This is a genomic window from Nocardia sp. NBC_00881, from assembly GCF_045207455.1.
Classification (GTDB): domain Bacteria; phylum Actinomycetota; class Actinomycetes; order Mycobacteriales; family Mycobacteriaceae; genus Nocardia.
On the sequence record NZ_CP108798.1, the window covers coordinates 279,618 to 297,837 of the forward strand.

16 protein-coding genes and 1 pseudogene are annotated in these 18,220 nt (G+C 63.3%); 6 read left to right on the plus strand and 11 right to left on the minus strand.

What is annotated here, in order from left to right:
- Window positions 1-179 precede the first annotated feature (179 nt).
- The 3 genes from OH799_RS00735 to OH799_RS00745 are packed head-to-tail and all read left to right on the plus strand — an operon-like array spanning window position 180 to window position 3,171.
- Window positions 180-1,199 carry an extracellular solute-binding protein gene (locus tag OH799_RS00735; RefSeq protein ID WP_406274229.1) on the plus strand — a complete coding sequence of 340 codons (1,020 nt, stop codon included), beginning with the start codon at window positions 180-182 and terminating at the stop codon, window positions 1,197-1,199.
- A gap of 35 nt (window positions 1,200-1,234) precedes the next feature.
- On the plus strand, window positions 1,235-1,429 hold the full coding sequence (locus OH799_RS00740) for a hypothetical protein (protein ID WP_406274232.1): 195 nt from the start codon (window positions 1,235-1,237) through the stop codon (window positions 1,427-1,429).
- Window positions 1,426-3,171 (plus strand): ABC transporter permease, encoded by a 1,746-nt coding sequence (locus tag OH799_RS00745; RefSeq protein ID WP_406274234.1) that lies wholly within the window; start codon window positions 1,426-1,428, stop codon window positions 3,169-3,171. Before OH799_RS00740 ends, OH799_RS00745 begins: the two co-directional genes overlap by 4 nt.
- Window positions 3,172-3,312: 141 nt before the next feature.
- On the opposite strand, the gene OH799_RS00750 is transcribed toward OH799_RS00745, so the two are convergent.
- Window positions 3,313-4,665: a cytochrome P450 gene (locus OH799_RS00750; protein ID WP_406274237.1), complete on the minus strand. Its 1,353-nt coding sequence runs from the start codon at window positions 4,663-4,665 to the stop codon at window positions 3,313-3,315.
- A 910-nt stretch (window positions 4,666-5,575) separates the two neighbouring features.
- Window positions 5,576-5,908: pseudogene (locus OH799_RS00755) on the minus strand (hypothetical protein); the annotation flags it as partial.
- A 70-nt stretch (window positions 5,909-5,978) separates the two neighbouring features.
- Here OH799_RS00755 and OH799_RS00760 point away from each other — a divergent pair.
- Window positions 5,979-6,485, plus strand: coding sequence for an alpha/beta fold hydrolase (locus tag OH799_RS00760; RefSeq protein ID WP_406274240.1), 507 nt, complete (start codon window positions 5,979-5,981; stop codon window positions 6,483-6,485).
- 215 nt (window positions 6,486-6,700) lie between these two features.
- Here OH799_RS00760 and OH799_RS00765 read toward each other — a convergent pair whose 3' ends face one another.
- Window positions 6,701-7,165, minus strand: coding sequence for a hypothetical protein (locus OH799_RS00765; protein ID WP_406274243.1), 465 nt, complete (start codon window positions 7,163-7,165; stop codon window positions 6,701-6,703).
- A gap of 88 nt (window positions 7,166-7,253) precedes the next feature.
- Window positions 7,254-8,609, minus strand: coding sequence for an acetamidase/formamidase family protein (locus OH799_RS00770; protein WP_406281693.1), 1,356 nt, complete (start codon window positions 8,607-8,609; stop codon window positions 7,254-7,256).
- A 711-nt stretch (window positions 8,610-9,320) separates the two neighbouring features.
- Here OH799_RS00770 and OH799_RS00775 point away from each other — a divergent pair.
- Together OH799_RS00775 and OH799_RS00780 are read left to right on the plus strand one after the other, a co-directional pair.
- Window positions 9,321-9,992, plus strand: coding sequence for a TNT domain-containing protein (locus OH799_RS00775; protein ID WP_406274246.1), 672 nt, complete (start codon window positions 9,321-9,323; stop codon window positions 9,990-9,992).
- Window position 9,993: 1 nt separating this feature from the next.
- Window positions 9,994-10,248 carry a hypothetical protein gene (locus tag OH799_RS00780; RefSeq protein WP_406274249.1) on the plus strand — a complete coding sequence of 85 codons (255 nt, stop codon included), beginning with the start codon at window positions 9,994-9,996 and terminating at the stop codon, window positions 10,246-10,248.
- Between the two features lie 461 nt (window positions 10,249-10,709).
- Here the strand turns inward: OH799_RS00780 and OH799_RS00785 are convergent, their stop codons facing one another.
- The 7 genes from OH799_RS00785 to OH799_RS00815 all read right to left on the minus strand — a co-directional run bounded on the left by OH799_RS00785 (window position 10,710) and on the right by OH799_RS00815 (window position 18,177).
- On the minus strand, window positions 10,710-11,381 hold the full coding sequence (locus OH799_RS00785) for a GntR family transcriptional regulator (RefSeq protein WP_406274251.1): 672 nt from the start codon (window positions 11,379-11,381) through the stop codon (window positions 10,710-10,712).
- Between the two features lie 323 nt (window positions 11,382-11,704).
- Window positions 11,705-12,385: a GntR family transcriptional regulator gene (locus OH799_RS00790; RefSeq protein ID WP_406274254.1), complete on the minus strand. Its 681-nt coding sequence runs from the start codon at window positions 12,383-12,385 to the stop codon at window positions 11,705-11,707.
- 37 nt (window positions 12,386-12,422) lie between these two features.
- The gene (locus OH799_RS00795) at window positions 12,423-13,877 is read right to left on the minus strand and encodes an NAD-dependent succinate-semialdehyde dehydrogenase (protein WP_406274257.1); all 1,455 of its coding nucleotides are present in this window, start codon (window positions 13,875-13,877) and stop codon (window positions 12,423-12,425) included.
- 84 nt (window positions 13,878-13,961) lie between these two features.
- On the minus strand, window positions 13,962-15,215 hold the full coding sequence (locus OH799_RS00800; protein WP_406274260.1) for an aspartate aminotransferase family protein: 1,254 nt from the start codon (window positions 15,213-15,215) through the stop codon (window positions 13,962-13,964).
- A gap of 177 nt (window positions 15,216-15,392) precedes the next feature.
- Window positions 15,393-16,541 (minus strand): N-methyl-L-tryptophan oxidase, encoded by a 1,149-nt coding sequence (solA, locus tag OH799_RS00805; protein ID WP_406274263.1) that lies wholly within the window; start codon window positions 16,539-16,541, stop codon window positions 15,393-15,395.
- Window positions 16,542-16,543: 2 nt separating this feature from the next.
- The gene (locus OH799_RS00810) at window positions 16,544-17,311 is read right to left on the minus strand and encodes an amino acid ABC transporter ATP-binding protein (RefSeq protein WP_406274266.1); all 768 of its coding nucleotides are present in this window, start codon (window positions 17,309-17,311) and stop codon (window positions 16,544-16,546) included.
- Window positions 17,308-18,177 (minus strand): amino acid ABC transporter permease, encoded by an 870-nt coding sequence (locus OH799_RS00815; protein WP_406274269.1) that lies wholly within the window; start codon window positions 18,175-18,177, stop codon window positions 17,308-17,310. Before OH799_RS00815 ends, OH799_RS00810 begins: the two co-directional genes overlap by 4 nt.
- Window positions 18,178-18,220: the final 43 nt, after the last annotated feature.

Consider the following 18,220-nt stretch of genomic DNA (forward strand, 5'->3'; position numbering starts at 1 on the left):
GGATGGACAATGTGCGGCCGAAACGTCGAATCTCAGACGGCTGTAAAAACTGTCATCACATTGCCGGGGTGGGACCCGTCGGCCCCGATTCCTTGGAACATGGTTACTCACATGTCTTCCTGCGGTTCGCGTGCTTGGGCTCGCTGCTCCGCGGGCCGGTGAGAGGACGTCACGAACTGATGAGGACCAGACCGGCCGCGCTCGCTCTGCTGATCGTGTTGGTGTCGACGTTGGTGGCCTGCGGCTTGGCATCGGGGCCGAACTCCACCGCGCTTACTATCTACACCGCGCGCCCGAAAGCGATCGCGCGGAGTGTCGTGGATGCCTTCGAGGCCGCGAATCCCGAATTTCGGGGCCGGGTTCGGATACTCACCCTGGGGGCGAGCGAGTTGGTGCATCGCGTCCGCGCGGAGACGCACCGTCCGCAGGCCGATGTGTGGTGGGGAGGTACGTCGCAACAGTTCACGCAGGGGATACAGGCCGGTGTGCTGACCGAAGCTCGCCGGGATATCGTCGCGCGGGTGCCAGAACGGTACCGAGGGCCGGACGAGCTATGGCTGGCGGAGATGCGCACGGCCGAAATCATCTTCTACAACCACACGATGCTCACAGCGGACGATGCGCCGAAGGACTGGGACGATCTGGTCACCCCGAATATGCGGGAAAAGCTACTGATCCGCGACGTCGCGGCATCGGGGACGATGCGCAGTATTATCTCCGCGTTGATCGCGCGATCCGGCGATCCGCAGGTCGGGTACGCGTATCTGCGCGCCCTGGACCGCAACACGAAAGACTATGTCGCCAATCCCAGCGATCTGTATCTGCGGATCCGGCGTCAGGAAGCGCCGGTCAGCGTCTGGAATTTGCAGGACGTGCTGATCCAGCGCGGTGCGGGAGCGCCGTTGACGGTGGTGATGCCGGCGTCGGGTGCTCCGATGCTGCCCGACGGTGTCGGCAAGATCAAGAACGGTCCGCACAGGGACGCAGCGGACCTGTTCATGGAGTTCCTGCTCCGTCCATCCACACAACACATGCTGTCGGACAAATTCTTTCAGATTTCCACTGTCGCGTTGCCAAGGGAGCCGAGGTGGCTGGCCGAGGTGGGATTGCGCGAGATGCCGGTCGACTGGACCACTGTGAGCCGGGAGGAGTCCGGATGGGTCAATTATTGGGTGCAGAACATCAAAAACCGCGGTTGACCAACCCGCTCGAATACGGATCGACCGGAGTACCCGTGACATCGATAACTTTCGACCGACAGCACAAAAGATACAGCGCGACAGCCGATATCGGAACGGACACCACCATCGGTGTCGGCGAGAATGTGTTCCTGCAGGTCACGGTGCCCGAAAGTGCCGTGGGCCCGGGAACCGGGGACGGTACGTCGGTCGGCGTCACCTCCGGACGTCCATGGCTGATGCGGCCGTGACCACGACCACCGCGCACGTTGGGCGCCCCCGGCGGAGGCCGATCGGCCGGCCACGGTTGCCCGGCAGTTCCGGCGACCGGTTCGTCTACGTGCTCGCGGCGCCGGTGCTCGCCATCCTCGCGTTCCTTGTCCTGATCCCGATGGCCCGCACTTCGGTCGTCAGCGTCGATGGCGACGGCGCCGCCACGAATTACGGCACGTTTCTCAGCGGAGCCTCAGGCACCGCTCTGCTGCTGTCGGTCGGTATCTCGCTGGGGTCGGTGCTGGGTTGCGGCGTCGTCGGAACTCTGTTGGCAATCCTGCTTACGCGCTTCGACTTTCCCGGCCGCCGGACCCTCGAGACCACCGCCCTGCTGCCGATGGCGCTGCCCCCACTGATCGGTGCCGTGTCGTTCGTGTTGCTCTACAGCGAGACCGGGATCGTTGCCCGCAGCCTGTCGCTTGTGCTTGACGCCGATCCCGCCGCGGTTTCGGTGAACGGCGTCGTCGGCGTGCTCATGGTGCACATCTTCACGATGTACCCGTTCTTCTACCTACCGGTCGCCGCGGGCCTGGCCGGGTTGGATTCCTCGCTCGAGTCGGCCGCCTTCAATCTGGGCGCGCACCGGATCCGCGTGTGGCGCACTGTCATTCTGCCCATGCTCACCCCCGCGCTGGTATCGGGAACGCTCTTGACGTTCATGATCTCGATGGCATCGTTCACCGCGCCGCAGCTCTACAACGTGCAGACCCTCACCATGCAGATCGTCGCCACGAAAACCGCTGGCAATCAAGAACTGGCCGCGACCCAAGCGACCGTGCTCGCGATGGTGTCAATTCTCTTCCTGGTCTCGATGAAGTGGTACCAGGCCCGCCGCGTGCACCGCAGCCTCTCCAAGGGCGTGCAGCGCGATCGCGTCGTCAGCCACGGTCCGATCCGTTGGCTCGCCGGAGCCGGCTCGGCGGCGCTCGCGATCCTGCTCATGGCTCCGGTGCTCACCGTTGTGCTGGTGTCGTTCTCCGTCGATGGTTCGTGGACCACACAGATCCTGCCGCCGGACTACACGTTCGCCAACTACACGGCCTTGTTCACCGATCCGGAGAGTCTGCTGCCGATTTCGGTCAGTGTCCAGATGAGTTTTCTCGCGACTCTGGGCGCCATCGTGCTCGGTGTCGCCGGTGCCTACATCGTCGCCCGTTGGCGGGGGCCGGGGCGCAATTCGGTCGACTTCATGATCATGCTGCCGTGGGCGCTGCCCGGCACCATCATCGGCCTCAACCTCGTCACCGCGTTCAACGAGCCGAAACCGTCCAACCTCGGCGTATCCCTTGTCGGCACGCTCTGGATCCTGCCGATCGCTTACCTCATCCGGTTCGTGCCGCTGGTCTTCCGCTCGACCAGCGCGGCGTTGGAGATCGTCGACCCGTCGCTGGAAGAAGCCGCCCGCAACCTCGGTGCCAGCTGGTGGATGGTGTTGCGCACCATCACCATCCCACTGATCTCGAAGGGAATCATCGGCGGTGCGCTGTTGGCATTCGTCGACGGTGTCGGCGAGTACGTCGCCTCGGTCGTGATCTATCCAGCCAGCTATCCGCCCCTGTCGGTCGAGATCTACAACCGCATCTACTCCTCCGAGTTCGGCACCGCGGCCGCGTACGGGACGCTGCAGATTGCGCTGATTCTCAGCGTTCTGGTTATCGACAACATCCTGCGGCGCGGACACCGCCACACCGAATCCGCGGCGACCGAAACCTTTGCCTGACTCGAAAGTTCCTGACGAATAGCGATTCACCGCTCCGCGAACAAACGGCCGCGCAGGCGGAGCCATCGACGAATCCGCAGGGTGGACTGGACAAACGAGACTGCAATCTCAGGCCGAGATCCGTGTGCGACTCGAACCGGCTCAGCGGTTGCGCAGGATCAGTGGCAGCCCCCCTTTGGGCTGACAGGTGACCACATAGTGGGGTACGACCTCGAAGTCCGGCTGCACGGCGAACTGGAACCGGCGCGTGAACGCGCTCAGCACCATCTGGGTGATGGTCACCGCCAGCCGTTCTCCGATGCAGACGCGGCTACCCTTGCCGAACGGGTAGTACGCGTGCCGGGTGCGAGCGTCGAACCGCTCGGTGGTGAAGCGTTGCGGATCGAATGTCTCGGGATCGTCCCAGAATCGCGGATCACGGTGCGTGATATGGGGATTGATTACGATCTTGGCGTTTGCGGGCAGCTGATAGGGGCCGAGCAAATCTGGTTCCACGGTGCTGCGGAACCAGATCGGGAACGCCGGGTGCAGCCGGAACGCCTCATCTATGACGCGCTTTCCGTACTCGAGACGCGGCAGCTCGGCGAACGTGGGGATCACACCGGTTGTCTCCCGATCGAGCTCGGCTGCCATCGCCGCCACCACCTCCGGGTTTCGAGCGAGCTCGTAAGCAGACCAGGTCAATCCGGTGGCCGTCGTCTCGTATCCGGACATGAAGAGGGTGAATATCTCGTCGCGCAGCTGCCGATCGCTCATTCCCGCCCCGGTCTCGGCATCCACGGCGTCCAGCAACAATCCGAGGAGATCGTCGGTTTCGGCATCCGCGGCGCGCCGCTCCTCGATGAGCGCGTACACCTCGGCGTCCAGTGCCGCCACCGCGCGGCGATACCGGACCGCGCCAGGCATCGGGAACCAGCCGGGCAGGAAGAACGTCCATACCTTCGATGAGAGTCCCACGAACACTTGGGAAGTGAGTTCGCGCAGCCGCTCCGCTCGCGCCGTATCGATCGACGTGCTGAACAGTACCCCCAGCACGATCTCGACGTTGAGTTCGATGCAGTCGTCGAGAAAGTTCACCGCCCGGCCCGCGTCGGCCGCGGATTCCCAGCGCTGCACGGCACGCTCGACACACGCGGTGATATGTCCTTCCATCGTCCGCAGCTGCGCGGCGTGAAAGGCTGGTTGCATCAGGCGCCGCTGTCGCTTCCAGTGCTCGCCCTCACTGGTGACGAGCCCGTTGCCGAGCGCGGTGCGGAACGGTTTCATCAGCGAACCCTTGACATAGTTCGCGGCGTTGGTTACCAGGATCCGGCGCACATACTCGGGGTGGCTCACGATATAGGTTTCCAGTGGTCCTGCCCCGATCCGCACCAAGCCGTCATGGCGCGCGGCAGCGTCCATGACGAAGCGGAAGGGATCGCGGATCAGGCCGGGCCGGACACCGGCGGAGGGCGGTGTGTGCGTAGTCGGGTCGGGAACAGTGGACCGTGTCATCGTCGGCTTCTCTCGCTACGCGTGAAAGGGGGAGTCCGCGAGCCGTCGGCGCCTCGCCGTCGGCCATTCTCGTCTGTGCCGAGAATATTTGCGGTAGACGGCATCCGAGCGTGCGAGGCGCAGAATTTACCTCCGCTTGATTCCCGAATTTTCCTGGTGCGAGTGCATCCGAGCCTTCCGGGCAAGTCGAACGCCGACTCCGAGTTCCGGCCCTCGCCGGGGTAGTTGGGATTTGGGATCAGTGGAGTGGTGGCTCGCCATCATCCCGGTGAAAGAGGAGATCGTTTGTGACACAATTCGGAACTATCCGATCATCTCAGGCAAGGTGATTTAGCCGTAGAACTGGAAATGCCCGTTGTCGATGACGTGCGGATCGCTTCGGCTCCGGCCAATCCCGATCTGGCACCGGTGATGTCGATCTGGTCGGCTGGCGTCGTCGATCACCCGGTGACGATCGGCCAGCCGCGCACAGACCGGCGCTGTGCGGGTACAGACACGGCCGAGGATCTACCGGGCTGTTTCGGGGACGACTGAATCGAGCGCTATCAGGCCGTAATGTCGTTCGTGTTTGCTGCCGAGTGAAACGATGAAGACCAGCGATCGTTCAGTACCGCCGTCCCCTGGGCCGTCGACGACGCCGGCACCGAAGACACTCACCCTGAAGTCCATCACATCGTCCGCGACCGTGTCGTTCCCACCCCGCGACCTTCCGGAGGATCCGAAGTCCGCTGGGGTCCGACGACTCCCTGGATGACATCGCAATGTTCGCCACACCGGGCGCAGGGTCAGGCTGACGAATCTTCACGCCTGCGATCTACGAACCGGCCGATGACCACGGAATGCCGCCATCACAGAATGCCGGCATGATGTCGCAGGAGCAGATGGCGTCGCTGACCGCGTTGTCCGGCCCGGACTTCGACTCCGTGTGGAAGGTGATGTCGGGGCCGGGGGCGGTCACGCCGTCGCCGGGCTCGCCGTTCGGGTGGACGTGGACGTAGGCAAGGTCGCCTGTGCGCAGCACCACCAGATGCCCGTATGCAGCGAGGTAGGGCTGCAGATCGGTGACAGCCACGCCGTCCTTTCGCACGGTCAGCGTGAGCAGTCGGCCCCCACCAGGGATCAGATCCCGGTGCAGTGCAACCTCGTAACCATCCACGACAACCGTCCGGGCGTGCGCGGGTGCCGGCTGCGGGTCGTAGCTGCCCGCGACGGCGAGGTCGGCGCCGAGGGTGATGGTCCGGCCGAGGTCACGCGGGGCGACCGCCGGTGCTGCTGATTCCCGGCAGCGGCGGCTGGAACTGACCTTCGCCGCGATGATCAAGGAATTCGCGCACGGGCACACCGTCTTCGTGGCAGACCCGCCCGGTCAAGGCCGGACCGAAATCGTCGAGAGGTCAGGCCCGTTCGGCACAGATGCGGTTGTCGCGTCGATAGGTCACTTCCTCGATGCCGTCGGCGTGGAACGCGCTGCCGTCGTCGGCCATTCGTGGGGCGGGGGCTTTGCCCTCCGATTCGCCCGGACCCACCATGATCGAGTGGAGTCGAATGACGCTGATCGCGCCAGCCGGTGTGGATGTGGCGGACGTGTGGGAATTCCGGCTCCTGAGACTGCCTCTCGTCGGCGAGATCATCGTTCGCCTCACATCCACAGCGTCGGTGCGACATATGCTCCGAAAGTCCTTCGCCGACCACGCCAGCGTGCCCGCCGATCGGATCGGAGACTACGTGCAGATGATGCGAACACCCGACGGACGAGCAGCCCGGCTCGCAGACATGCTGCGAGTCGAGCGATCAGTGCGATGGAGCGATACCGAACGTAATCTGCCGCTGGTCGACACGCCTGTCCTGCTGTTATGGGACCGAGGACCGGTACTTCCCGGTCGAACTCGTCGAGCGGTTCACCTCCCAGCTGCCACGGGTGCAGGCTCACGTCTTGGTCGGCGGCGGTCATTCACTGCACGATGACCTGCCTGGGGAAACCTACGCACTGCTCCACCCGTTTCTTCGTCCCGACCATACATAGAGGTGTCCCCGGCTAGGCCTGGGTGATCTCGTCGAGGAATTCTCGAAGGGCGGGGGCGGTCACGCGCGCGAGGTCTTCGGCGGTGTGCAAGTCACTCGATATTGCCTCCGACGCCAAGCGGCCATGGGGCAGTATCCGGGCGACCTCGCCGGCAAGTGCGGTGGGGTGACGCGCATCCGATCCAGAAAACACCAGCGTCGGCGCGGTGATCGCGGCCAGTTCGGCAACGTTGCGGAAGGATCGGTCCCGGCCTATCGCCGCAGCGGCGACAATGCTGGCCGGATCCGATCGGGGTATGGCGTCACGCACCATCGCACCGACGACAGGCGGGAACCCGGCCAAGATCGGCGCCCAGCCCGCCTCGATGCCTTCGGCCGCGACGCGAGCGGCGAAGGCATCCAAGAAGCGGATCTCGGCTTCTTTCGCCGTGTCGTCCTCGATGTCCTCGTCGGTGGTCGCCGTCCGAGCGGAACTCATCGATCCTCCAACGCATATGGCCGTTGGGGGCGACGGGGTCCGGGCGATGCTGGCGTTGCGTGCGGTTCGTGACTTCGGGGGGTCGGTCTCAGACGAAGTGGGATTTGGAGATCAGCCCGTGGACGCCGACTGTACGGTCCACGACCTGTGAAACGGTGAAGTCCGCGGCGGCGGAGAGGTACGCGTAGGCGGTGGCGCGGTCCATGCCGCGATCGTGTTCGAGGAAGTCGAGCGCGTTGACGACCGCACGGCGCATTGCGACGTTGAGATCGCTGATCTGGCCGTCGACGGCGCCGTTGGGATCGGACAGGCCGATGGGGATCCACGACTCGTCGGTTTCAGCGAACGGATAGTGGAAGGCGACCGACGGCGCGTCGCCGGAGCCAGGCTTGCACACCGTCAGTCGAAATGTTCCCCGCAGCGACCCTTCCATGGCCGTGAGCGAGACCTCGCCGTCGCCCATCGACATGTGCGGATCGCCGACATAGAACAGTGCGCCGTCCGCGAAAACGGGAAGATAGAACGCTGATCCGATGCCGAGCTGGCGGATGTCGATGTTGCCGCCGCCGAGGGTCGGTGGGATCGAATTCGCGTTCGGTGAGGTTGGATCTGTGTCACTCGCGAACGCCACGCCCATCATTCCCATGAAGGGCCGCAAGGGAAATCGCACCTTGGATTTGTCACCGACGGGCAGCACCCCGTGTCCGTCCTCGATCGCGGTGAAGGTCGAGACATTGCCGTATTCGGTCGGGGTGCCGTTCGCGCGGCCGTCGCTTGCGATCGGCGGCATCACCTCGTCCAGCGAAATGCCTGCTGGCGCGGCACGATCGGCGGTGACCCCGAGCGCGCCTTTCCCGTGCCGACTGGATACCACTCCGTATGGAACGCGTGGGGTGGCCTCGAGCGTCTCGATCTTGAGAACGTCACCGGGGCGGGCGTCTTGGACGAAGATCGGACCGGTCACCACGTGCGGGCCGTCCTTGTCGAAGGAGCGCGGGGTACGGTTGTACTCGGCGGCAACCGCGATGGCGTCCTCCAGTACGTCCGACGCCGCCACTCCTTTGCTACCGAAGTACTCCACAGGATTACGGCCCTGGTCCTCGAGGATGCCCTCGTGGGAAATGCTGTCGATGGTCACCGTTTCGCCGGACTTTATCCGCATGACTGGAGTGCTGTGCACCGTCGGCACATATCCCCACAGCACCTCATCGGGATTCGAGCGCAGGTAGTGAGCGCCAGGGACGTTGCCCCTGCCTGGCTGCAGCACGCCGACAGGAGAAGTCGATGCCGTCGAAACCCCTGCTCCGGAACCGTGTGAGCACGCGGCGGCGGCACCTGCGACCCCTACACCACCACTGATCGCCGCGACGGCTCGCAGAAAACCACGGCGTCCGAGACCTTGCTCCAGCGTTTGAGCGGCGTCGAGCCCACCATCGTTGTTCATTCTGCTACCTCGTGATCTCGATCGTCGGATGGACACCATGAACCTAAAAGGATTCTGTTGCTGATATGTTTCGGATGTGTGTAAGTCATGGGATGATGTCGTGTAAGCGCTGGACATTTGACCTGACGACCATAAACACAAGGTTTGCTGTTGCCCCGTGGGCGGTGGGTCACAGGCGAATTATGGAGCGGGTGCGGTTGCTGGAATCGGTTGGCGGCGGACGGTTCCGTTTTACGGTGGTCACCTGGCCGGGTGTTGCGCTACCAGGGCGGCGAGCAAGTGGGCCGCCGGGGATCTCTCGAGCCACGGCCTGTCCGTTGCCGTACGGAAAGAACGGGTCGTCGGTACCGTGGACGACGAGGGTCAGCACGGTGAGTCTCCCAGACGCTCCCGGCAGCGGCACACTTCGAGGAACGAGGCTGTAACGCCTTCGCGTCCGGCTCGGCGAGACTCGGACTTCTGCGCCGATTCCCGCGGCCTTCGCCACCGCTCGCCGATATCGCACTACAGCCATTCTTGTGCACCGACACTCCCGCGTCGCTGCACCGACGTGTGCGCGTCCTCGGGTCGGAAGGCCGATTCGCAAGGCTCGTGTCGACACCTCAGCGGCCCGCCGGTCCAAGACCCCAGATGCTCTCGAACCGCATGTGGCAGGTACTGATCGGCCTTATCCTCTGAGCTGTAACTACTTTCAAGCGCTTTGGGGGTATCGTGCGCTACCGATCTTTCATCACCGCGACCTTCACCTCACTAATGCTTCTGGTCGGACAACCGTGGACGGCACCTGCCCAACCAGGGCCTGCGAAGCCGACCTGCACCCCAGCAATTCCGGATAACGCACCACCGACGACGAGCTTCTACGACCCGAATCGGCAGTATCTCGGCCCCGATCCGCTCCCACAGGGTCTGCCGGTACAGCCGCTGCTGATCGGGTACCAGCGGTTTGGCGGGCTCACCGCGGATGACTTCGTGGCCAAGTACCGCCACGACTCCGGCTGGATCTACCCTCCTGAGGACGGATTCCAGGTGATCGGTGGGCAGGCCGTGCGGCACCCGCAGGAATTGCCGCCCGGCAAGCGGATCGACCGGTTCGGTTACCCAGGTGGACGTTTCCTCGCACCAGCAAATGATCAGTTCGAAGCGCGGGCGCTGCCGCCGCAGAACCTCAACACGCCCACGGGAACTCCACCGAGCAACTACCACCTCTACTGTGTTCTCAAACCGTTCAAGGTCGAGGCGGGTCCGATCGCCGCATGGTTCGAGCAACCCGGTGGTGGAACCCAATTCCTCCTACAGGCCACGCACCTCCCCGAAGCCGGATCGGCACTGAGCGTCACGTGGCTACTGCAGAACGGATACCTCGTCGAAGAAAGGCCTGCCTGACATGGACCGTAAGCAACTCAACGCTGCGTTGCTGGCGGCCGGACTACCCCCGGAATCGTTCCAGATCTCGGGCACCCATACTCACGATCCGCTCCCGACCGACTTCTGGTTCCTCCGGAAGGGAACACGCGGCGACTGGGAGGTCGGCGCTTACGAGCGCGGGAAATACGATGTGCGCGAGCGGTTCGACACCGAGCCGGATGCAGCGGCCTGGCTGTACCGCACCCTCACCGGACAAGCTCCCTCAGGCGCGTAACGTGCCAATTCCGGCCCGCTCGTCGATCGCTATCCTATGTTCGTCGTACATCGCGCGCTGCGACAGCGAAGTCGCAATGCAGGCTGTGGGAAACGACTGGTTTCCCACGCCGCCCGCATGCTTTCCTGCACCGCGCCATCGGCCTGCGGGAACTTCATGGCGGCGGGACCTGGATGCAAGCCACTCGGTCCCTTCTTCAGAAGGTGGAGCCGCAACAGACCGGCGGCCTGCCCGTCTTCCTTCCGCTCGGCGAATAGCACCGGGCGGAAGCACGACGACTGTGACCATCGGTCCGCAAATCACAATTCACAGCCGGTGACTGGTATCTCGTCGAATGCCTAACGTTGGCGGCAACGCCGTGTAGATCAGCCCGCTGTTCATCACGACGGACGAGGAGTTTCTGATGGCTGATTCGCGAGAGCGACTCCGTGATTGCCGCGCAGCGGGTGAGAACGACGCGGCTACACGTTCGTTGCTTCGTCGCCGTCCCGCTCCCGGCGTGCACTGGTCAGCGAGTCGACCGCGTGAGTCAAGTGCCGATCGATCTCCGCCAGCATCTCGGCGAGATCGCCCCCCAGCAGCCGGTCGAGCAACCTCTGGTGTTCCTCGACCGCTGTAGGCGGCCGGATGTACCGCTCGTCGAAAGCCGACATGCACAGCATGGTCTCGGCGGCCAGCGTGGAGAACATTCGGATCAGCCGTGGGCTTTGCGCGGCTTCGACCATCGTTTCGTGGAAATAGAGGTCCTCGCGGGCCAGTTTCGGCCAGTCGCCGGCGTCCATGTATTGTGCGATGTTTCCCAGGATTTCTTCGAGACGAGCCGCGAGTCCGGCTGGAATTCCGCGTTCATACACGGTGCTCGCCGCTTCCTTCTCAACGGCGCGCCGACTACGGTAAATGTCCTCGATGTCGGCGACGTCGAGCTCGACGACGAACACGCCTCGGTTGCGGTGGCTGACCAGGAGTCCCTCCTGGGCGAGGCGCTGCACGGCCTCTCGGACGGGACCACGGCTCATCTTCAGCCGAGCGGCCAGCTGTGCCTCGCTGATCTGCTCACCCGGTGCGAAGCTGCCCTCGAGGATCCGTTCCCGCAGCTGTTCCGCGATCACCGCAGAGGTGACCCGAAGAGGCATGGGAACCATGTTGTCGATACCTGACATCTACTGCTGCTTTCCCGGTGCACCGTCAACTGTGGTGGATCAAGGATGTGACCGTATCCGAGTCGCTTGTCGATGACGTTCTGCGACGGGCGCCCCGTTGGCTGGGCAGGCCCACAGTACCGATCTCGAAGTTGGTCAAAGTCCCGTCGCACCTCCTGATGGATGGTTATTGCCGCCTTTGTCGACATGTTGACAGTTGGCAAGCCTACACCTCAGTGGCACGCCGTACACCGTGGCCTACCCGCGCCGATAGATCGGAGCAGTGCCAATCCCCGCGGTCCCGGTCCTGGGCCCAGTCAATTCTGGTGCGTTGTTGTGGTGAGATCGTCAACGGCCTTGCGCATGTGACGACTGATCGCCTGCTGAAGTCCTTCGTTATCGCCGGCTTCCAGCAAGTCCAGGAGATTCTGGTGTTCCTGGACCAGAACGTCCACTCGCGGATAGGAAACTCGGAGGTTGAGAATGCACATTCTCGATTCAGCTACGAGCGTGTCGTAAATCCGGATCAAACGCGAGTTTCCTGTCCTTTCGACAAATGAGGTATGGAATTTCATATCCAGTCGGGTGAGTGCTTGCCAGTCCGACAAAGCAACCTGCGTCGCCATTTCTGTCAAAGTTTCTTTCAGCGACTGGCAAGTGCGGTTGATTTGTTCTTGTCCGGCGGCCAGGAGGATATTTGCGGAGGCTGATTCCACTGCCTCGCGGACGGCGTAGATCTCTTTGATATCGTCGATCGACAGCTCCGGCACGAAAACACCGCGGTTCCGCAAGCTGACGAGGATTCCCTCCTGGGCCAGCCGCTGCAGTGCTTCGCGGACTGGTCCCCTGGATGTGCGCAGCTGACCTGCCAGAACAGATTCGTTGATCTGCTGACCGGGACGGAAGTCCCCTTGGATGATTTGTTCCCGCAGGTGATCGGCAATCAATTGTGCAGTGGGTCGTCCATCTAATACAAGCGGTCCCTCGGGTGTCGCCATGCGAACTCCCTTGATTCAGTCATCGGCGCAGAGCGATCTAATGCGCTATTGCGGTGTACTTGTACTCGAGAAACTCGTCGATTCCGATCTTGCCGCCTTCGCGTCCCAGTCCGGAATGCTTGACGCCGCCGAACGGCGCTGCTGGATTCGACACGAGGCCTGTATTAAGGCCGACCATTCCTACTTCCAGCGCGGAGGAGAACCGCATGGCTTTGTCGACACTTTCGGTGAACACATATCCGACGAGCCCCCAGTCGGTGTCGTTTGCCAGGTGCACCGCTTCGTCCTCCCCGTCGAAGGGTGTGATTGCCGCGACTGGCCCGAAGATTTCGGTTCTCATCAGTTCCGCATCCAGGGGGACATCCGTCAGGACCGTTGGTGTGTAGAAGTACCCGGGACCCTGCGGTCGGCTTCCGCCGGTCAGGATGCGGGCACCCTTGGCGACGGCGTCGGCGACCAGACCGTCGACTTTGTCCAGTCCTGCCTGTTCGATGAGGGGACCGACCTCGGTTCCTTCCACCGCGCCGTTGCCTACCTGTAGTTCGGCCATTCTCTTGGCCAGCTTCTCCCCGAATTCCTCTGCCAGGGAGCGGTGTACGAAGAAGCGGTTCGCGGCTGTGCATGCCTCGCCCATGTTCCGCATCTTGGCCTTCATGGCGCCGTCGACGGCCCGGTCCACGTCTGCGTCTGCCAGGACGATGAAGGGGGCGTTGCCTCCCAGTTCCATGGAGGAGCGCATAACGTTCTCCGCTGCCTGACGCAACAGGATCTTGCCGACCTCGGTGGACCCGGTGAAGCTGACCTTGCGTGCGATCCCGCTGCTCATCCATGGCTCCACCACGCTGGCGGCATCGGACGTCGTGACGACGTTGAGAACGCCGTCGGGAAGGCCGGCCTGCTGGAAGATCTCCACCAAGGCCAGAGAGGTCAGGGGTGTCAGTTCCGCCGGTTTGAAGACCATCGTGCACCCGGCGGCAATGGCCGGGGCGATCTTACGGGCACCCATTGCCAGCGGGAAGTTCCACGGCGTCACCAACACACACGGCCCGACCGGTTCCTTGCTGATCAGGATTCGGGTGTTGCCGTCAACGGAGGTGGTGTGGTCTCCACCGATACGAATGGCCTCCTCGGAGAACCACCGCAGGAACTCGGCGCCGTAGGCCACTTCGCCCTTGGCTTCGGCAAGAGGCTTGCCCATCTCGGCGGTCATGATGGCGGCCAGCCGGTCGGTGTTGGCAATGACCAGGTCGAAGGCGCGGCGCAGGATGTCCGCCCGTTCCCGAGGGGTGGATGTGCGCCACGTCGCTTGCGCGCGACCGGCCGCGGCGATGGCATCGAGGGCGTCGTCGAGCCCGCCGTCGGCCACCTCGGCGATGACTTCCTGCGTTGCCGGGTTTTCCACGGTGAAGGTGGCTGCGCCCGTGGCTTTCCGCCAGACACCATCGATGAACAGGTCCGTGTGGAAGGTGGAGGGGTCCAAGGAAGGGCTCATGTGACACTTTCGGTGATCGAGGGAGATGGGTTCCGCCGGTCCGGAGGGGAGTCCGTCGCCGGCGGAACCATGGGGGATGTGTGTCTATGTGGTGGCCGTCTTCAGCGCCTGGGTGAATTTGTTCAGGCCGTTTTGGATTTCGTCGCCGGTGACATTGAGCGCCGGAATGATGCGGATGACATTGCCGTACGGACCGCAGGTGAGAAGCAGCAGTTCTTCGGTGACAGCGGCCTGTTGCACGGCCAGTGCCATCGCCGCATCGGGAGCATTGTCAGCGGTGGTGAACTCGACGCCCTGCATCAGGCCGCGGCCGCGGATGTTCCCGATCCCGGCGAAGTCGGTCCGGAGGCTTTCCAGGCCCGCGCGCAACTCCTCGCCTCGAATCTGGGCGTTGGACACCAGGTTCTCGCGCTCGATCACGCCCAGCGTTGCGACGCCCGCGGCGGCGGCGACCGCGTTTCCTCCATACGTGCCGCCCTGGGAGCCCGGCCATGCCTTGGCCATCAGCTCGGTGGGGGCGGCGATCGCGGAGATGGGGAATCCGCTGGCCAAACCCTTCGCGGTGATGACGACATCCGGCCTGATCCTGGCCCAGTCGTGTCCCCAGAACTTCCCGGTGCGCCCCACGCCTGCCTGGACTTCGTCCACGATGAGCACGATGCCGTGCAGATCGGCGCGCTCGCGCAGCCCCTGCAGGAAGGTGACGGGGGTGGGGATGTAGCCGCCGTCGCCGAGGATGGGTTCGATGATGAAGCCCGCTGTGTCGGCGGGGGTGCTGATGGTCTGCAGGAGGTGATCGAGTTCCTTCAGGGCGAAGGCAACAGCTACGTCTTCGTCCCAGCCGTATCGGAAGGCATGGGGGAAGGGAGCGATATGCACCCCGCCCATCAAAGGGGAGAACCCGGAACGGAACTTGGTGCCGGCGGTGGTCAGCGAGGCGGCACCCACCGTCCTGCCGTGGAATCCGCGGTGGAACGAGATGATGTTGGGTCGTCCGGTCGCCATGCGTGCCAGACGGACCGAGGCCTCGACCGCTTCGGAGCCGGAGGTGGCGTAAAAGACACTGTCGAGTCCCGCGGGCAGGAAGTCGCCCAGTTTCTCGGTGAGCTCGAGCAGTGGCTTGTGCATCACCGTCGTGTACTGGGCATGAACGATCTTGCCGACCTGTTCGCGAGCCGCGGCCACGACATCCGGGTGGCAGTGCCCCGTGCTGGTGACGCCGATTCCGGTGGTGAAGTCGAGGTACTTCTTGCCGTCGGTCGCGTACACCCAACTGCCGGCCGCGTACTCGACGACGACGGGGGTGGCCTGCTCGAGAACCGGGCTGAGAGTTGCCATGGCAGTCATTCTTTCTTGAAAATTGTCAATTGTCAACAATCAACAATCCGGTTGATGGGTTAGTCGCAAGGCCGCGTGGCGAGGCTGAACCCCCGGTTCGCCACGCGGCACGTGACCTACCTCGAGCCGTAGGGACCTTGCGTGCTGACGGTTGTCAGGCACCTCGTCGGCAGGGCCCTAGCCCTCGCGCGGGTGGGGTGGCTGAAACCGTTGGGGCCGCAGGAAGTCGAGCCCTCGGAAGGACCGCGTGCCCAAGGCCTCGTTGGCGGCGATCTCGCCGAAGCCGGAGGCCATCTTGAAGCCGGCGCCGGAAAATCCGGTGGCGCAATAGATTCCGCTGTTCTCCCGCAGGGGGCCGAGAAGGGAGTGCTGGTCCGCGGTAAAGAGGTCCGGGAAAGCGTCGGAGCGGACAATATTGGGAAAAAGGCCGGGCAAGAACTCGGTGACCGTCTCGGTGGTCTCCGCAATCTCGTCTGCCGTGAGCTCCCTGGGCACTGTTTCGGCGCGCGGGGTGGGTGCCCCGCGACCGTCCAGGGTTGCCTTGACGGTCACCCCATCGACGCTGGGGGCCCCGTACATGGAGCGATCTCCGGAGATGCGGATGAAGATAGGGAATTTTTCCGGCGTGAATTCGGAGGCGTCCCGCGCCACGAACCACGACAGGAAGATCCGGCGTGTTTCGGTTGCTGCCTTCAGGTAATCGGGCATGAGGTGCTGGGACCAGCCGCCGGAGGAGATGATGACCTTTTCGAACTTCCAGGAATTGGCGCCGGCTGTCACCACGACGCCGTCGTCTGCTTCGCGTACGTCGTCGATCGCAGTGTTGGTGAGTACCGTTGCCCCGTTCGCCTGTGCGGCGGCCACCGCTGCAGTGACTGCGCGGTCGGTCCGCAGGGCGCCTGCATGGGGATCGAACACCGCTCGGCCGTCCGGCCGCAGGTTGTGTTGCGGGTACCGCTCGGCCATCGCCTCGCGGCTCAGTATTTCGTGGTCAGCTCCGTTCAACCGGGTGGTTTCGAGCAGGCTCGGAAGATACGGACCGTCCACCGTTCCGATCGACAGTCCGCCGCAACGGGTCAGGATGTGCTGACCCGAGTCGGCCTCGAGTTCGGCCCAGAGACGGCGGGAGCGTTTCAGGATGGGGTAGTAGTTCGGCGTTCCGCGATACAGCATGCGGAACAGGCGTGTGTCACCGCCGCCGGCGCTGCGGGCATGGCCCGGCGATTGCGCCTCGAATCCGACCACCGAGTCGGACGCGCGGGACGCTTGCCACAATGCCATGCTGCCAATGCTGCCCAGGCCGATGACGGCAAGTTGTCCGTCCATCGTCACAGTACCTTTTCGAGGAAAGCCTGGGTCCGGCGTTCCTTCGGATGGGCAAGGACTTCGCGGGCGTCTCCGCGTTCGATGATGCAGCCCTCGTCCATGAAAAGCAGGGTGTCGGCGACTTCGCGCGCGAATCCCATTTCGTGGGTGACCACGACCATGGTCATGCCCTTTTGAGCCAGGTCCTGCATGACGGCGAGGACTTCACCGACTTTTTCGGGGTCCAGGGCGCTGGTCGGCTCGTCGAACAGCATGATCTGTGGATTCATGGCCAACGCTCGCGCGATCGCTACGCGCTGCTGCTGTCCTCCGGACAGCTGCGCGGGATAGTGGCCGCCGAACCCGCTCAGTCCCACGCTCGCCAACAGCTGCTTTGCTTGATCGGCGGCCTGCTGTTTGTCGCCGCGCTTGACCAGTACGGGGCCGGCCATGATGTTTTCGGCAGCGGTCATGTTGGGAAACAGGTTGAACTGTTGGAAAACGATGCCGACCTTGGTGCGCTGTTCGGCCAGGCGTTTGCGGCTCAGGGCATGGAATGCGGTGTCGGTCTCGTAGTAGCCGAAGTGTTCTCCGTTGACCTTCAATACTCCGAGATCGATGGTTTCGAGGCCGTTGACGCAGCGCAGCAATGTCGATTTTCCGGAGCCGCTGGGGCCGATGATGCAACAGATCTCGCCGCTGGCGATATCGAGATCGATGTTCTGCAGAACCGTTTTGGAGCCGAAGGATTTACGGATTCCCCGGCCGTGGATCGTACCGTCGCAAGTCATCGGGCAATACCTTCCGGGTCTGTCAGCAGAACGTTCTTAGCTTTCCGGGGAAGCCTGGAAGCTGAATGGGAGTACTTCTTCTCGAGCTGGGATTGCGGGTAGCTCAGAATCAGGGTCATCACGAGGTACCACAGGCTGGCGACGATCAGCAGGGGTATGGTCTCGTAGGTGCGTGCGTAGATGAGTTGCGCGCTTTGGAGCAGCTCCGCGACGCCGAGAACGCTGACGAGTGATGTCTCCTTGAACATTCCGATGACCTGGTTTCCGGTTGCCGGAATGATCGAGGGCATCGCTTGGGGAATGATGATCTTGCGCATCTTCATCGCGCCGCTCATTCCCAATGAGTCAGCGGCCTCGATCTGGCCCTTGCCTACCGAGGAGAACCCGCCGCGGATGATCTCCGCCATGTACGCCGCTTCATTGAGCGTCAGGCCGATAACCGCGGCCGTGATGGGGGTGATGAGGGCATTGACGTCGATGCCCATGCCGCCGATCGACAGGTTCGGGTACAGCGCGGCGATGTTGAACCAGAAGATGAGCTGTACCAGCACCGGTGTGCCGCGAAAGAAGGTGATGTATATCCCTGCCGTTGCGGCAATCGGTTTGATGCTCGAGGACCGCATGATCGCCAAGATCAGCCCTAGCAGCGTGCCGAGGACCATGCTGACAACCGTCAGGTAGATCGTCAGGACCAGCCCGCGCAGGATTGATTCATGGGTGAAGTATTTGGCGACCACTTCCCACTGAAAGTTGGGATTGATCGAGACCGAGACGAGTATCCCCAGGGCGAGCAGTATGCACACCACCCAAGTCGTGTACTCGAACGCACTTCGCCGCCGAAGCCTCGGTTTGAGGGCAGGGTCCATCCCGTTCATTATCGCGTTACTTCCGTGGGTAGTCGGTTGCACC

Bases quoted from the DNA above. Each gene is read 5' to 3' on its own strand.
- OH799_RS00785 (WP_406274251.1), bottom strand. From the start codon at position 11,381: ATGCCTCTTCGGGTCACCTCTGCGGTGATCGCGGAACAGCTGCGGGAA.
- OH799_RS00790 (WP_406274254.1), bottom strand. From the start codon at position 12,385: ATGGCGACACCCGAGGGACCGCTTGTATTAGATGGACGACCCACTGCA.
- OH799_RS00815 (WP_406274269.1), bottom strand. From the start codon at position 18,177: ATGGACCCTGCCCTCAAACCGAGGCTTCGGCGGCGAAGTGCGTTCGAG.
- solA (WP_406274263.1), bottom strand. From the start codon at position 16,541: ATGGACGGACAACTTGCCGTCATCGGCCTGGGCAGCATTGGCAGCATG.
- OH799_RS00800 (WP_406274260.1), bottom strand. From the start codon at position 15,215: ATGGCAACTCTCAGCCCGGTTCTCGAGCAGGCCACCCCCGTCGTCGTC.
- OH799_RS00735 (WP_406274229.1), top strand. From the start codon at position 180: ATGAGGACCAGACCGGCCGCGCTCGCTCTGCTGATCGTGTTGGTGTCG.
- OH799_RS00795 (WP_406274257.1), bottom strand. From the start codon at position 13,877: ATGAGCCCTTCCTTGGACCCCTCCACCTTCCACACGGACCTGTTCATC.
- OH799_RS00810 (WP_406274266.1), bottom strand. From the start codon at position 17,311: ATGACTTGCGACGGTACGATCCACGGCCGGGGAATCCGTAAATCCTTC.
- OH799_RS00760 (WP_406274240.1), top strand. From the start codon at position 5,979: ATGATCAAGGAATTCGCGCACGGGCACACCGTCTTCGTGGCAGACCCG.
- OH799_RS00770 (WP_406281693.1), bottom strand. From the start codon at position 8,609: ATGAACAACGATGGTGGGCTCGACGCCGCTCAAACGCTGGAGCAAGGT.
- OH799_RS00765 (WP_406274243.1), bottom strand. From the start codon at position 7,165: ATGAGTTCCGCTCGGACGGCGACCACCGACGAGGACATCGAGGACGAC.
- OH799_RS00750 (WP_406274237.1), bottom strand. From the start codon at position 4,665: ATGACACGGTCCACTGTTCCCGACCCGACTACGCACACACCGCCCTCC.
- OH799_RS00780 (WP_406274249.1), top strand. From the start codon at position 9,994: ATGGACCGTAAGCAACTCAACGCTGCGTTGCTGGCGGCCGGACTACCC.